The organism is Gimesia alba (assembly GCF_007744675.1).
Lineage (GTDB): Bacteria > Planctomycetota > Planctomycetia > Planctomycetales > Planctomycetaceae > Gimesia > Gimesia alba.
In genome coordinates, this window is record NZ_CP036269.1 from 5,271,347 (window position 1) to 5,289,488 (window position 18,142).

The window sequence follows — 18,142 nt, forward strand, 5'->3', positions numbered from 1 at the left end:
TTAATTCGGAAAATATCCTTCGCTGATTAAAAGTGTAATTCCAGGATACCTATCTTTAAACTGCTTGATTACTCCGTTACAGCTTGCGCATATCGGAAATTCACTAAATAGTCGAATGGTTCCTGTTGCTGTTTGGGGAAATGAATTCGCTATTTGTTCTAATATAATTAATTCAGCATCGTATCGTCTTTGATTACCTGAATTAATACTTGTACGTTGAGTCTTGAAACGTCTTTGCAATTCTTTAATCCCACCAGGTTGACCTGGCGGAGGTAGGAATCCCTCACGTAGATCTGCACTTGAAACCGCTTTTAATTCTAAAACATCTCCAGTATTCAAATCAACTTCAGCGTAAGCAATTGTTTTGTGTTTTGATATTCTGAATTTTTGCCGTAAGTCAATTACTTTCTTCAGCCCCTCACTAACTCTAATAGGGACACTTGGTAGCAATTTTTTGGGGGTAAATGACAATCCAATATCGTCAAGTTCTTTTACCGCAGTTCCCAATTCTGAACTTGCTCGCTTTAAAATACTCCCGGTTAAACCAGCTATCGCTTCTCCACCAAATGACCCAAAAATATTGATTACCAAAGAAGACGTTACGTTCTCGCCATGTGCAGCATCTATTGCTGAATTTACAGCAATATCAGCGAGATTTCTAATCCAAAAATTACCTATTCCACCCGTTACAAGATTTACTGCAAAATTGGTATATAATGTGCGAATTAAATTAAAATCAGCATCGGGGAAGATTATTTTATACAAAGAATATTCAATAGTTGTTTGAGCTACTGTTATTATCGATTGCCGAGCAACATATTGAGCACCAGCATTTGAAGACCGAAGTGATGAAACAGATCCAAGTGACGATAATAAACTACCGAGTGAAAATAATCCTGAAGGATCCATCCCATTTACTGGATCCGCATGTGTATATAGATATTTATGGAATGACTGCGGATCACGACTGTTTCCAGCAAAGTCATCCAATCGATTAAAGCGTCCCGTCGTCGCATCATAATAACGGGCTCTCAAATACTGCTGGTCGATCTTCGCATCAAACTGCTCACCACTATAGAGGTAACTGGTCCCGATTCGGTTAGGCTGGAAATTCTCTTGATCCAGCAGGTTTCCATAGGCATCAAAAAAGAACACCTGCTCCCTGCCGTTGATATTGGCAATTGCTCCGGCGACATTCACCAGAACGCGAGTACTGGCATGACCATCAGCCAGGAAGAAGAGCGTCTGTGGTGTTTGCGGCACACCGGCTTCGTGTTCAATGGTCGTCTGACTGATCTGGTCGTGGCCGATCGTATAAATCGTGCGTTTCGTGATGACGTCATTCTCATCAAACTCAGTTTCCTGAATCACCTGGGAGTAGCCCGTGAAATTATGCGGATCGTTCAGATATTCAGTTTTCGTGGTTTCCTCAAAGGTACCGTTCACATCCGCATCGACCTCATGCTTAGCGGACACACGGATGCCGGTGGCATCGTAATCATAGGAGGTCTTTTCAACCCTGGTTGAATTTTGCTGTTGTGTGCCATCCTTTTCTGCACGGGTCACGGTTTCCAGTCGGCCTTGCAAATCATAAGTAAATGCCGTCGTCGACTGGGTATAATTTGACTCGTTGATGACCGTCTTACCAGCCTGTTGCGTACCTTCATAAGTGTAGTTCGAAGTTGAAATAGTGACTTGATCGTTTGTCAGATCATCATTGTCATCGAACTCTGTGGATTCCGACAGCAGGCGGTCATTTTCGTCATAGTAATAACTCGTCGTCTTTCGATCGACGTTTCCATCGTTGTCAAAATCTTTAACCAGTTCCTGTTCCAGCCGATTCCCAGTCAGGTCATAAGCGAAGTGCGACGTTTGCGAAAGTAGATCATCGTAATGCGTAAAGACTTCATCGGTCAGCCGGTTGGCTTCATCGTAGGTCCAGGATATTGTGACCTCTTTTGCCTCGTTCTCATCGACGATGCCGTCAGTGTTGGCATCAAAGGCATCAAAGGCATCCAGATACCAGGTCTCAACCGAACCATTCTTTCTGCCATCGGCACGCAGATCGTAATCGAACTGAACGATTTTCTGATTGTCGCTTAAGTCTTCAGGAGTCGCATCCCCTTCGTACTGGATCAGTGAGGTCAAGCGATTCAATTCATCGTAGACGTAATCGGTGATGACGCCGTCAGGGAGAATCGTCTCATCGAGATTCCCCACCAAGTCATATTCGTAGCTGGTGGTTTCAGGTGTAACCAGGGTAACGTCATTGCGTTCGACAACACTGACGGTTAAGAGTCGTCCCAGTTCATCATAAGTATAAAGTGTATCGGTGACCGGATCAGCGGAGTCGCCGGTAAAGGTCCGCGTCTTACGACCGTACTCGTCATATTCGTAGTTGACCGTTCCTTCGGGGGAATCAATCTGAATCAACTCTCCTTTACCGTTATAGGTCTGGGTGGTGACACGGATCTCAGCTCCTTTGGTCTGAGTGACACTGATTTCTCGTCCCCGCTCGTCGTATTCGTAGGTAAATGTTTCATTGGGGGTCGTGGTCACATTGGTGGCCTGGAAGAACTGCTTTTCCATGACTTGACTGCTGACGTACAGACTGTCGTCATAGACATAAACCGTTTTTACCCCTTCAAACGAGACATGTGAGGACATCCGGTTGAATTCATCGTAGGTAAACGTTTCCTCCAAGCCGTCCGGCAGCGTCCGTGACAGTTGATTCCCCCGCGCATCGTAAGTAAACATTGTGAGATGCACCAGGGGATCGGTGATGGAGATCTGATTGCCGTACTCATCGTAAGCATATTCATAGGTTGGATGGGTGGGAGCATCGCCATTCTCAGGATCAGGTACTTCAGGCAACGTAACTCTGATCAACTGGCCGTACTCATCATATTCATACGATTTCGTCTGCCCCAGTGCATCGGTTTCGGAAATGATGCGTCCCTGGTGATCATAAGCCGTCGAAGTCGACAGCTCCGTCAGACCTTGATAAACGGTCGTTTTCGTACGGTTGCCAAAGGCATCGTATTCATAGTCGGTCACCTGTACTTGGGTATCATCGACACCAAGTACATTACCAGCCCCATCCACGGCCACTTTGATATTGGCCCGTGCCTGGACAACTTGTCCCAACGCATCGTAAACCGTCTCTACTCGGTGACGGATCAGGGTTCCCCCCAGGTCGACAACCGGTTCCAGGACCGCCACCTGACGCCCCACAGTATCATATTCATAGTCGCGAGTGGCATTGGTCGCATCGGTTTCAGATATTACTCGACCAGAAGCATCATAGGTGGTAGAGGTAGAAAGTGTACTACTCCCCCGCGTAACTGATGTTGATATCTGATTACCGTACTGATCGTAGACATACGTCGTAATAACTTGATTCGAATCGTCTACACTGCTGTCTGCGACATTGACCCAAATGTTGCTGCGGGTTTCGATCACCTGTCCCAGTGCGTTATACCGGGTTTCACTCCGGTGTCGGACCTGAGTCCCGTCTGCAGTCTCACGAATGGGATTGAGAATCGCGGTCTGTCTTCCTTGGGTATCATATTCATAGCCATGAGTCCCCCCAGTCGCGTCGGTTTCTGATAACACTTTTCCAAAAGCATCGTAGGTGGTAGATGTGGTCAGTGAACTTTCTCCTTGTATAACTGTTGTCTCCACCCGATTACCGTATTGATCATAGACATAAGTCGTAATAACCTGATTCACATCGTCTATACTGTTGTCTGCAACATTAACCCAAATATTGTTGCGGATCTCGCTGACTTGTCCCAGTTCGTTATACCGAGTTTCGCTTCGCTCTCGGACTAGATCGCCTGACTCAGTTTCTCGAATCGGGGATAAAACTGCCGTTGTTCTTCCCTGGCTGTCATATTCATAGCGGGTTTCCTGCGTAGATTGGAGTTCATCTCCAGATTCATTGAAGGTCTGTGAGATAGAGCGAACCAGTTGTCCCAGACTGTTATAAATAGACTGTTGTGAAGAAACAGGAGTTCCGGCACTGACCAGTGTGGTCTCTCCTGTCGCAGGTTCCAGGCTGATCTCCATATTCTGGTAACGGGTCGATTTGACAACACGACCTAAAGAATCGTACTCAGTATATATTCCGTTGGAAGTTCCATTACCCGACTCGAGATAGGTATCGGTCAGATACTGCACCCGACCATACACATCATACACGGTGTGACTGATCAACCAAGCAGTTGTTCCATCCTGATTTTTACTTTCGCTACGAGTCTCAACCACCTGTCCGTGATTGTTATATGTGTATTGCGTTTCATGACCGTCGATATCAGTTGTTGAATGAACTCGTCCATAGTTGTCATAGACGGTTTCTCCGGTACTTTGAATGGGTGTCTCAAGTTCAAAACCATTTGACAGACTGATTTCATAATCACCATGAGAAAGTGACACTGTGACTTCGATGTCTGAATATGTTTCAGTTTTTCTTAAACGGCCATATTGGTCGAAAAGTTCGACTGTCCCGCTTGGTACAGTATAGGTCACCGAAGAAGATGTGGGATTGAGATCAAAGAGATCTGTTCCGCTCTTATCTTCAAACGAACTAATCGTAATTTTCCGATAGCTCGTCGAATCATAGACTTTCATAGTCATACTAACCAACCAGACAATATCACCTGATTCATTAAGAGCTTGAGAGCGTGTCAGTATCAGTTCACCTGTATTATCGTAATAAGAGTGACTAATCAATCCTTGATTACCAACAAAGCTAATTTGATGCCCTTCTTCATCATAATTAAATGATGACACCACCTCTATTGGTAAAGCATTGGGTACATTTGGATCAATCCATTCATGTTTGACTAATTTCAAATGGCCTGAATCATCATATTGACGTTCTTCTGAATTTTCTCCAGTTGATGAAATATTAACAAAATCACCTTTTGAATTCAGAGTTAAATTTATAGTGCCTTGAGGAGTTAATATCGACTCGGGCAAACCGTTCACATAATACGTAAACGTCGTCTCATCACCCAAAGCATTCACAGTTTTAAGCAGATTCCCGTTTTCTTCATCGTAATAGTTCTTCGTCTGCTGACCACCAGGATCGACCGTGGAAATCAACTGACCGTATTTGTTGTAACGATAGCTGGTTGTGTTCCCCAGTTCGTCGGTTTCGGTCAGTTTCTGACCCCAGGAATTATAGGTCCAGGATTTGACCAGGTCGTCGGTTTCGGTGTTGCCGTTTTGGCCGTCGATGGCGCCGATGACGCGGATTTCTTTCTTTAATCGATTTTCGCCGTCGTATTCTCGCAGGATGATGTTGCCTAACGCGTCGTCTTCGCGGATGACGTTGCCGTTGTCATCCAGTTCCACTACGCGCACAATGTCCGGCGCGTCTACCTGGACGGTGGTGATTCGTTGTTTCCGGGTGGTGCTGTTGAAGTAGTATGAGGTCTTGTTACCCAACTCGTCGGTTGACGAGAGAACGCGTGGCACTTCGCTGTCGTACTCTACAGTCTGAATCACTCGGCCGGCGGCGTTGGTGATTGTTTCCAGATGATGCGCGAAGGTTGTGTCGTAGGTGTATTGCAGCGTGAAATTATCTTTCGCATCTGCATCGCTATATTCGTCGTGCAGACTGGCGGTATCGGTGCTGTCGTAGAGATTGTGATTGAAGTTGCGATCGTAAACGTGGGTCAGATTTCCTTCCGCGTCGTATTCGTACTGCAGGCGGTTGCCGGCCGGGTCGATGATGGCGGTGATGAAATCGTTGCTCGGATCGTTGCGTTCAAAGATCACATTCCGGCCGTAGGTGGTGGTGATGCCGTTTTTCGTGTAGGTCGTGCGGTTGCCGTGCGTGTCTTCGATCCAGGCTTTGGTGGAGTCGGTCGGATCGAGGCCGTACCGAGTCCGGTCTGGGGTGATGTATTCGAAGAACTGTTTGCCGTAGCTGCGAGCGGGATTAAAGACGGTGCCGTTCAGCAGGAATTCGTCGCCCAGTTTGTAGAGCACGATGTTTTCGTAGTTCTCCAGCCAGAGCTGTCCGGTGACGCCGGCATCGGGGGCGAAGTACGCTTTGTAGGTTCTTTCACCCCAGGGGGCACCGATGCCGTTATTAATGATCAATTGAGGTTTAAACGTGTAACCTTCGGTGGTGCCGTCCGGCAGGGTGACGATGATCTTTGTTCCGTCGCGGAATGGGACGAAGGTCCCTTCGCCGATGGTGGAGAAACTGGTGTCCGGGTAGATGACCTGGATGGTCGGAATGCCGAAGTCGAGCGACCAGCCGTATCCGAAGTCGCCCGCGTGGTTGGCGTTCAAGGTGTCGTAGGTGCGGGAGACGGTAATCGGGATGTTACCCGCGTTGACCGTCAGGTCGGTGGTGCCGGTGGTAAAGTTGCCGAGTTTGAAGTTGCCGCTGACTTCGATACGGCGAGTGGTGGTCGCTTTATTGAAGTTTTTATCGGTAGCGGTCACCACGATGTCATAGAAGCCGTTTGCCAGCAGCGTGGTATCGATGTGAGCCAGAACGCCGTCATTAACATTGGCGTCGTTGTTTTCGTCATTGTCTTTGAGCAAGATGACATTACCGGTTTCGCTGGAGACCAGTTCGACTTTGTATGACTTGAGATCATCGTCTTTGACGGTGCCTTTGATGTCGGTGGGAACCGTGATCTCTCCATTCAGAGAGGGCTCGCTGATGCTGATTTCCGGCTGCCAGATATCAGTCACGACGGTCACACTTCTGGAGACAGTGGTCTCTCTATTGGCTGCATCTGTGGCGGTCAGATCGAAGGTAAACGTTCCCACGACTGAACCGACATTGAGTGTGATCGAGCCGTTGTTCTGATAGTAGTTCAATTCTTCAAAGGAGGTGATTTCAACATCAGCACCGCTGTTATCGGTATCGTTATAGGATAAGTTGAGCGACACAACTCCCACATTATCGCTGGCGAAAAAGTCAATCGTGAGATCGCTGCCTACAATGATGGTTTCATGAGAAATATCTACGCCGACCTCGGGATCGGTGGTATCGGCTTCGACGGTGAGGTCGAAGCTTTCGGTTGTCATCAGTTTGTTATCGCCGTTGACCTGATCGTAGACGGTGACGGTGACGGTATAAACTTCGCCAATCATCATATCGTCTGACTCGAAGCTGATCAGACCATTCTGGTCAATCGAGAAGCCGGCGACGGGGGTGCTGGTTGAATCGACGGCGGCGATGGAATAAACCAGTGTATCGCCTTCGGTATCGGTGGCGGTGACCTGCTGGGTAAAGGTGTTTCGGGCCGTGACACTCTGATCGGCAATCGGCGTGATCACCGGAGCCGCGTTGTCACGGATTGTCAACTGATAGTGTTGTGGAATGGTGAAGGTCTCGTCACTGACGTAGATCGTGATTTGATACGTTCCCGCCTGGCTGGCGATGAAGTGACCCTGATTGAGAGCCGTTGTCACCAGACCATTGTCGTCGATCTGCAGCCCCAATGCTCCCTGATCATTGGCAGCGATGGCATAATTGAGTGTTTCATTCTGATCGATCGATGCAGGATCAATATCAACCTGATAACTGTAAGGAGCATCAATCAAGGCAACTGGATCAGGCGTCGACGTGATTACGGGCGGCTTATTGACGGAGGGATTGTAGACTTTCACATTGTACTTACTGATTTCGAATTCACCGCGCTGGTCATGGACTTCGACTTGATAGCTGTATGGACCAGGAGAAATACTTTCCTGCGGGATGTCCCACGTGACCACACCGGTACGGGGATTGATGACCATCCCGGCCGGTGCATTCTGCAGAGAGAAGAAGACGCCGCGGTTTTCCGGATCGGTGGCAGCAAAGGTGTGAGTATAGATGGCATCGTTGGGCGCCAGTGTCGGTGGCGTATTGGAAGCCAGGGGAGGCGTGTTGTGTTCATTGACATAAACCGTGAATTCACGTTTGCTGGAAGCGCCATAGGCATCGTAGACCCTGACGACAAACGTCTGATCTCTCAATTGACTGAGACCTTCCGGATCGTGAACGGGAACCCATTCTATTTCGCCGGTTTCACCGTTGATGGTCATGCCCTCTGGACCGGATTCGAGCACCCAGAACAGGGAGTCGTTTTCCGCATCGGTGGCGGTGAGTGTGTGAGTGAATTTGATTCCGGCGGTCGCTTCGGCAAAATCAACGTCGTTGATTTCGGGAGACTCATTCTGCCAGGTGTTCACAACCCCAATCTGGAATGTTTCCGTTGTGAATGAACCCGGGTTATTCACTTCGCTGATTTTCACTTGCACGTCATAGGGAGTCGGACTGACTTGCGCCAAGGTAGGAGTCCAGGTTAACTGGCCCGTTTCCGAGACAACCAGACCTATCGGACCAGATACCAGCTCAAAGCTAAACGCGTTACCGTCCGCGTCATAACCCTCTAGCAGATGCGAGTACGGGAACCGGGCAGTAATTTCAGACCGGGGTGCTGAAACGATGACAGGCGCATTCGTGCCGGCGGGATCTTCTACGCGGAGCGTCAGTGTCATCGTATCGGTGGCACCGTCATTGTCGGTCACTTTAAACGTGAATCGCTGCAGACCGGTATCGTCGATGCCATTTGCCAGATCCAGTTCCGGCGTCCAGGTAATCTGATTCGTGAGACTGTTGAAGTTTTGAGAGATATCAAAGCCGGGAGGTGCTTCAAGAACTTCGTAAGCCAGGCTGCTCAAATCTTCCGGGTTCGGATCACCGGCTGAAATCGTATAGGTATATTCCACGCCGATACTGGCGGAATCGGCCACATCATTGGAATTAAACTCGGGATCCGCGTTATGCAATAACGGAATGTTAAATTCTTTGACGGTGTCAAAAACGCCATCGGAGACAGTAATACTGATCGTTGCCGAGTCGATCTCCGGAGAGAAGATCGCGGAAGTGAACGTCCAGGAGAGTTCCCCTGTCTCTTCGTCAATGGTCAGGCCGTAGGCGGCTGCCTGCTGCGGATCGAGCTCATAAGTGAGCAGACTGCCATTCGGATCATAGGCGGTCGGAATAAAGTTGTATTCCACATCCTTAATAGCCGGTGCTAAGACCTGAGGAGTAAACTCAGGTGCCTCATTAGGCTCAGGCGGTGCAATTACCGAAATGAACATCGTGGTTTCGATGGTTTCGTTATTGAATGTGTCCTGAACGATGATCTTATATTCCGCATTTTCCAGTAAGTTAGGCCACCAGGTAATCAGGCCGGTCGTGGCATCAATTACCATGCCACTGGGCGCACCTTCGATCGAGTAGACGAGGACCGCATTGGGATCAGGATCGCCTTCGAACAGGGCCAAAGCTTCTACCTGTTCTGAGAAGAGGAAGTTACTCTCGGCATAGCGTTCTGGCAATTGGGTGAATTTGAGATCCCCAGTTGCACTGGCATCATAAACGGGCACATTGAACCGCTGTAATGCCAGGATCGACCCGGAAGCATCTTTGGCATAGATGGTTGCTTCGAACGTCTGATTGCCGGGACCATCTGGATAATTCCCTGATGGCGGCGTCCAGTTGAGCACGGTATTCACATCATCAATGGTCGCCCCTGCCAGACCGACGATTTCATAACTGATTGCCCCGGCTGGCAGATCGGAAATGTTAAAGTCATACGACCAGGGAGTCGATGGCGTGAGCGGAGTTGTCGTCACATCGGGAGTGGTAGTGAAAGCAGGTGGCGTAGTCGGCTCAACAATATTGATACGGAACTGCTGAATGACTGCTTTGCCGGTCAAATTAGCACTATTGGATATATCACCATTGTATTCAATTACAATGAGGGAGACATCGAAAAACCCCTGGGCGATATCATCCGCAGTTAAGAAAAACTCAGCGCGACCTGTAATTGGATCCCCAACAGGATCCGTTGTCTGATTATTGACCGCATAGATGTTGACCCCCGGTGTGTTAACGCCCTTGGTTCCTGCAGTCTGGATTGGATCATTTTCATCAAAGATACTCTCCCCGTCGCTGACATAAGGCTCAATCTTATACTGATAGTTTGATGTGACGGATTCAGGAGAAAGCTGGAAATCGTATTTCCAATACGCTGTTGAGAGAGCCGGATTAACCGGATCTAACATAAAATCTATTTCCGATCCCGGAGTTGATTGAACGACGAGTGTGTCATTCACACCTGAATTGGGGGCACTGACATCAAACGTGAATGTTACCGTCCGTTCGCTCTTCCAGTTGTCTTCCGGATTCTGCCAATACGATTCGCGTCGTGAATAATCACGCACAGTGACGGTTAGTTCCACTTCGCCTACTGTCGACCCATTATAGGTCACCGTGTCTCCGTCGAGCGTGAAATCCTGATTGATCGGATTCCCCTGGTCATCCTGTGTGGGTAATCCGAGTACCACAAAATCATCATCGGGGTCAGAATAGGTAAATTCATGTGTCCATGGGACACCAGAAAAGAGAGGGCTGAATGGAACAGAGGTAATATCAGGCGTGTGATTGATCGGTGAGACAATCAGTTGGTAATACTGGGATGACTCGTTGCCATCTGCATCACGGACGAAAATATCAAGTCCGTATGTTCCTGCTTCGGAAGGAGTGCCGGATACTAGCCCCGTCATTTCATTGATCGTCAACCAGGCAGGCAGGCGAGATTCTGTATCATCAATCGACTTGCCATGGTACGAGAGGGGGCCATTACTGCTGTTAGCTGCTATCTGATATTCATACAACTCTCCTACAGCGATATCCTGCACAGGTGACGAAGTAATCCTCGGGCCGGCACTGAAGGAAGGCTGTTTCTCGTAAATCGTTAATTTATATGACTGGGTCGACCAGCCATCATTGCCGTCCGTTGCACGGATCACAACATCCACTTCATCTCCATTGGAGTAATTATTGTTCGGAGTCCAAGTGATCTCACCCGTCGACGAGTTGATTACCATCCCTGGAGGCGCTGTTTTAAGATGGAAAGTAACCGTATCCATATCCGGATCGTCTGCTGTGACGGTATACGACCAGGGCTGCCCAATCACGGGAACGCTGGAGATGGAAGATGTAATCTGTGGAGGAGAATTGAGATCGACCGAATTCACCGCAATGTAAAACTGCTGAAGAATGCCGCCTCCATTCCCGTCAGTAGCCTCGACTTCAAATCGATAATAGCCGGCGGATGCAGGTGTCCAGAGAACTGTTTTTCCATCGGTATCAAGCACCGCATCAGTATGAGGGCCGGAGAGGATAGTCCCCTGTGCATCGACTTTGAAGTAAGGGTTGAGTGTCACGGTCACCGTGTCACCGGGATCAGGATCAGAAGCATCCACGGTATACGAATACTGCTGCCCTACTTCAGCGTTCGGTGACGGATGACTGGTAATGGTGGGGTTCTGGTTGGTATCTGTGACCAACAACTCAAACGTATGAGTTGTGAATTTCAACGGGTCTGAATTTTGAGTGACTTTGATCGTGACGGTGAAAGTTCCGGCAACTGTAGGAGTCCAGAGGATCTTTGTGCCATCTAGGGAAACGGTCATTCCAGGAGGATTCAGCTCAGGATGATTCAGATCAGGAGGTAAAGTGAATGTATACGCATCCGACTCCGGATCACTTACTATGGGTGTATATTCCCACAATGAATCCTTCTCGACTGTTTGTGGAGGATTTGAAATGATGACCGGCGGTTGATTTGCCGCCGCATCGGTAACGGGAACGGTGAATTCCTGAGTTGTGGTCTCAAAGCCGTCTGTTGCTTCAATTCTAAAGACGTAGTCTCCAGCTGTGGTGGGTGTCCAGGTGACGTTGCTCCCGTCCCAGATCGCCGGGTCTGTAATCAGTTGACTATCAATATAAAATGCTAACGTCACACTATGACCGGCATCCGGATCATTGGCACTGACAGCGTAAGTATAGACACTGTTAGTGGTTGCTGACAGTTGAGGAATTGATGTAATCACCGGCTGAGAATTCGCAATCGGCAGCAGGAAGGACTGGATTGTTGCATTGCCGTGCTCGCCCAAAGCACGAATTTTAATTTCCGCTACACCAGCCAGAAGATCAGTTGCTGAAGGAGTCCAGGTCAGCACATTACCGTCCAGGTTTAGACCCATCGGAGGGTCGATCAACTCAAACTCAATTCCGGTCGGATCTTCTACCGAAACGGTATAAGTCCATTCGTTACCCACAATCGCAGGCCCAATCGGTACGGAGCTAAAGACCGGATCTGCACCAGTAGAGACATCCAGAACGTACGTTTGCGTCGCCACAGCTCCGACGTCATCAGTTGCCGTAATTACAATCTGGTAGTAACCACTTTGCGTGGGAGTCCAGTTAAGTACCTGACTGGATAATGTTGGTTCTGATCCATCAGTCAACTCTGCCAGATTCTGGCCCGTCGGATTCCTCTGGGCATCAAGCAGATAGACACTCACCAGGCTTAAGGTTAATGTCTGATTGACATCAGCATCAGATGCATTCACCGCATAGGAATAAGGAGTATTGATCAGCGTAGTCAATTCAGGAATCGACAGAATTTCCGGTAGACTATTGACAAGTAGCGGAACCTGCAGGCTGACCTGCCCGCCGTGCTCGTCATCAGCCAGGATATAAAAGTTAAAGGTCCCTGCAGCAGATGGTGTCCAGTGGATGACATTCTGCTCATCAATAGTCATGCCAGATGGTGCATTCTGGAGAGAGAAGATAACATCGTCTCCATCTTCATCTGTAAAACTAAGCTGGCCAGTCCATTCTTCACCCGGTTCAGTATACGAAGGTGCGTCAAGACTGAAGACGGGAGCATGATTATTTGTTGTAACATGGATCTCAAACGGCTGCGTAGCAATTCCACCATAAGCATCTGTCACACGAACGATAACTGGAATCGACGTGGATCCTTCAAAACTGACAAAGTCTATCGGTACATCCCAAAACAATACTCCTGAATCCCGGTCAATCGTGATGCCTGCTGGAGCTCCAGGAGGTGTGATCACCTGATATTGTAACCGGTTACCGTCCGGGTCAGTTGCTTTCACCTGATAGCGGTATTCAGTACCAACTAATACCTCCGTAACGGGACTGGATGTAATGTGGGGGATACTATTAACAAAAATGTCATCTCGAGAAACGTCTAACTGGAATGTCTGCTCATCCGATCCACCACGTCGATCAGTAACGAGAACAGAAACCGTATAGACACCATCATTAATCAGTTCCTGTCCGTAATAGGGAGTCCAGTTGATCTCGCCCGTATTGATATCGATACTCATTCCCTCTGGTGAAGTCCCCTGCAAGTAATATCGCAGGTCGTCTCCATCAGCGTCCGTAGCTTCGATCTGATATATATATTCCTGGTTCACCTCGGCTGTAATGACGGCAGTCGAAACAATCTCCGGAGCAACATTCGGCCCTTCACTGTCGGTAACGTTGAGGATAAAGTCCTGAGTCGCAACGCCACCTTTGCCATCACTCACACTTACTGAGAACTCATGAGAACCAAGTTCTGGTGAAGCCCAGAATATCGCATGAGTTTCCGGATCAATTTCAACGCCTTCGGGTGCATCTTGTAGTGTATACTGCAATTCGTCGCCATCAGGGTCTGTTGCCCGCAGTTGATATAGGTACCCATTATTAATCGTGACCGGAATCGTTCCTAATAAGGTACCGGTGCTCAGATCAACAAATTTTAAATCAAAAGAGTCTGCATCACCGGTAGCACTGGCTGAGATTTCTGTTGAGAAGGTGACAACGTCACCTGGATCAGCGGCAATGGGACCAGGGGTCCTGACAAAATTCGCATCAGGCTGTGATGCTGAAACATCTACTGAGGCTATTGCTCCCCCAGTTGCTCCGAGATTAGAAATATAAACGGCGGTATCTAAAATAGCATCTCGAACATCAGCAATTGCAAAAGTCAGAGAATGCGTGAATTTACCTGTGTTAGTATCATAATTAGAATAGCCATTCGCCTTAAGTTTGACGTTCCCACTCACATCAATCTGTAATGCGTCCAGGGTTGCCTGGAATGTCCCATCTTGAGAATTGACACTAATTGTCTCATCGGAAATCCCATCCAGATCGTAATCGATCTCAATGAATGGTAAATAAGGCATGAATGAATCAGCAACTTTACCGGATAACTGTCCTGATGAAGAATCAAATGTGAATAAATCAAATCCTGCCAGACTTGTTGTATTTGATTGGGAAACTACTGTGTCAACTTCAAGCCAAGCTGTTGAATCTAAGGTCTGGTTCTCTACAAGTGAAGTAAAATTGAGGATCGGATTTCCATCAGGTGCTAAAAAACCATTTAACTCTGTCCCTAAGAGAGCTGCAGTTGAATTCAACTCTGTGAATTCGCTAGTTCCCGAGACATCAATCGATGCTGGCAAAACTCCAACCGAGTTCCAGTTATATTCCACGTTCATTTGATTGGAATCAACACCTACCAGACGAATGTTGACATTGTTGGACTCGTTGAGTTTTGAATGCTGCAGCAATAGAAAATCGAAAGTACCATCAGCAAGGTTAACAGGAGCTTCTACATCTACCACCCCGTCACCATCATAATCCACTTGTACGCTCGCACTGAGAAGATCCAGAGAATTATCAATTATTCCCGACAAAACTCCAGCAAATTCCATATCAGAATGGCTGATGTTTACAGGGGCTCCATTAGACACAGCAATATTTTCACCATCCAAAAATATTCCAAAGCTGTCATTATATTCATTCTTATATTCCGGGTATTCTTCAGACCCAAAAGCAAGATCAAAGCTGAGAGTGTCATACCCGGGTAAGAGTTCGAAGTCGATTGTGAATTCAGTCATTTCAAATAAATCTGGATGACTGGCAATCGCGATTAATTCGTCATCATACTCGTAACTATAGTTTTTGTGTTTATCAAAATATTCTACTAATGGAGTAGTCTCAGCTGCGTTTTCGTTATCGCTCTCTCCCTGTTGATAAGCATCGCCAGTCGAAAGAATAATACCGTATTTGTCGAGACCAAACGTACCATTATCATTTACATAGACTCCAGTAGATGAATAACTCTGACCAATCAGAGGATGTATTTCAAAGCTTTTTCCATCTGGAGGAGGAGTGCTTACTGTCCCTACTGTGATCACCATGTTGATCCACTGCCTCAATTGATCAAATTCATCATAGGCAAAGATCTGTACTATATGATGACCAACATCACCTGTTGTTGGAGTCCATGTGAGCTCTCCCGTCACAGAGTCAATAGCCATACCTTTGCCTGAAGAGAGGGCATCCAGATAATAAGTTGGCGTAAAATCGAGTGTAATCTCTGGCTGATAGGTAAATTCAAATGAAGTATCCGGATCAGCGAGTTGATTAGCCCCATGCACTAATTCTATATCTTTTGCATGCAGGCCGACTAAATTTGTACTAATGACATTAATACCAGCGCCGCCTCCCGCTAACAGCGCATCTAATAACTTCAGTTCATCTGCTTGATTTATGACTGCCAATGAATCTTCTACACCTGCAGGAAGAGGATAAGCCAATTCATTATTAGTAACTTTTACGGTAACATTTTGAGTCGCTGTTTCACCGGGTGCCAGTTCCAGATTGATACTGGTCGGCGAGACTTCACCGGTCGCTGGATTATGATTGGTGGCCACAGTATGGTCCGTATCTGGTGTGGACCAGATAATCGGTGCACTGTTCTGTGGATCTTCCAGGACTTCTACAGTAAAGGTCAGCGTATCAGTCCCCCCATGCCCATCATCGACCTGTATCGTGTATGTAAAATCTTGATTAACCTGATTGGCTGTGGATGTCCAGTTCAAATGGCCCGTTACGGGATCAGCCGGCCCTATCGTCGTTCCTCCGGAACTGTCCGCAATCAACTCAAATTCTAAATCATCACCATCTATATCAATGACAACAGGTGTAAAGTCGAACGTTTCACCGACATAAATTTCAGTCGGTGGCGTATTCTGGAACTGGGGCTTGGTATTCACGGGGTGAGGCATCAGCATAATTGTAAACTGATACGCATCTGACTGATTAGGAGCATAAGCTCCATAAAGTTCTGAATGGGGACCGTAGTGCGTGCCACACATCGAAAAATGAGGGAGCCCGTCATCGTGCAGAACTGCACTAACGGTAACAGTGCCGGAAGCACCGGGAGCCGCAATAAAGTGCAGAGTACCGTCGGGGGAAATTTCGGGGGGAACTAAAAATAATTCCGGGGCTGAATTCGAGACATCAAACCACAGCTCCTGTTCTTCTTCATCTTCGACATCAATCCCCGGAATGATATCCGTCGCCCAGTTTTCAACCTCGATCTCATCCGTTCCCGGTGGGAATACCAGATCGTCACCACCTGTAAAAATCGGTTGATGGTTTAATTCCAAGACGACAATAGAATATCCCAAGATTGTCCTGTATGTACCTTCTTCCAGATAGTCCCCCTTACGGAAATATCCATCTACCTCATATTCGAACGCCACACCATTGTAACCTGACTGGAAAGGCGTTGTTGTCCAGGAAAATGTATTCGTCTCCGAATCATAGCTCATCCCCGGTTGCGGGTTCAGGAGTCGAATTGTAGGTGGGGCCTCGCCGGGTTGAAAACCAGCAATGTTAGTCGGGTACGGTTCGGGGGTAAACGAAATCGTACCTCCTTCATTAACATATTTTTTAGGACGTGTCCCTCCTTCGGGAGATTCTCTCTGAATGGTAATCGTACTCCAGACGCTGACCTCATCCTCTAAACCGACTTCAGGGTAAAATACAAACTTCAGGCGGACATCAACTGTAAATGCTCCATAACCAAGTTCAGGTGCGAGGGAAAATAAGTCCGTAGGAACAGGATCAAACGAATGAGGAAAGAACTCGAAGTACAACGCATTCGAAGTATCGTCATAAGAAGGTGAAATAGTTCCATCAATGATTCCGTCTGAATTGGATTCATACTCTACGACTAATTGTCCTAATTCAAACTGACTGCCAATTGCGGCCGCTGCAAAGCCTCGGATTGTCAAATCATCTGAGACATTATCACCGACAATTCCGGTGTCATTCAGCAGGTCTAACTCTCTGATATCGAAAACCGTTTCGCTTGGATAATAATCAACAAAGAAATTTGACCAGCCATCTACCCACATCGTGTCTGTCGAGATCTGATAAATCGAAGCCGTAACGGGCGAATAGATCCCGTAAGGATTGAAAGCCAGCAGGTCGAAACTAAAGGTTCCGTCAGAATTCACTGGAAACTGAATCACATGATTGTCCATTTGAATCAGAATTTCGAGATCAGACATGTCTCCTTCATACTCAACTTGTCCGACTACAACAGACGGATTACCTTCCTGAATACCAAAGTCTATCAGTATAGGAGGCTCGGGGCGGTAGTCAAAAGAAATATGCGAACAGAGACTTGAAACATATTCATACTCCCCCTCATTCCAGGTCTGATAGGCAACTGCAAAGCCGATCTGGTTTGCCCCAAACTCGATATTACCTGCCGGATCAAACGTAAAATCGCCATTTTCATCCGGAATGACTCTCGCATCAGAGTGCCCATCTCCATCCAAGTCGATGAGCACTTCTAAATTCCAAATTTGTCCTGAATCTACCAGATCCGTGTCATAGGTGATATGGCCTCCAATCGTGGCATCTCGGGTCACCAGATCCCCTGGTAGATCGGTATCATTCACAAGATAAAGATTCTGGATTTCAGGATAGAAAGCACTTGAACTGGGTGGATAATATTTGAATCCGAAGTCAATCCAATCCCCCGTTTCGCCTGTACTCTTGACAGGCTGAAACCGCATTTGATTGCTGCCATATGTGATCAATCCAGTGGGATCAAATGTAAATTTGCCCGCAGCATCCACACTGACAATCTGATCGATCGTCCCATTACTGTTCAGATCAATTTTAATAAGATCTGCATAATCACTAAAACCTGCGATCCGCGGATCAGTCGTTTTTCTGTTACCCGGAATTCTGTCATCATTTACCAGGTAGATCCAGCTGATCGATGGAGTTCGATCAGGTTGTTCCGGTGGGATCAGAGTCACATCGATCGGAGTCCATTGGCCTGCCTGTCCTGTGAGTTGAGAGACGGCTTTGATTTGAACAGTGTAAGCTCCATAATCTAAATACTCTGAAAGATCCAATGACATGACGTTCGCGTTGTCA

General features: G+C 47.4%; 1 protein-coding gene (only partly in view). It reads right to left on the reverse strand.

Features of this window, described 5'->3' with window-relative positions; all coding sequences use genetic code 11:
- On the reverse strand, positions 1 to 18,142 hold the end of the coding sequence (locus tag Pan241w_RS19740) for an Ig-like domain-containing protein (RefSeq protein WP_145219152.1). The gene runs 21,656 nt beyond the window's last position; the window shows 18,142 of its 39,798 coding nt (coding positions 21,657–39,798); its start codon lies off the right edge, out of view; its stop codon occupies positions 1 to 3.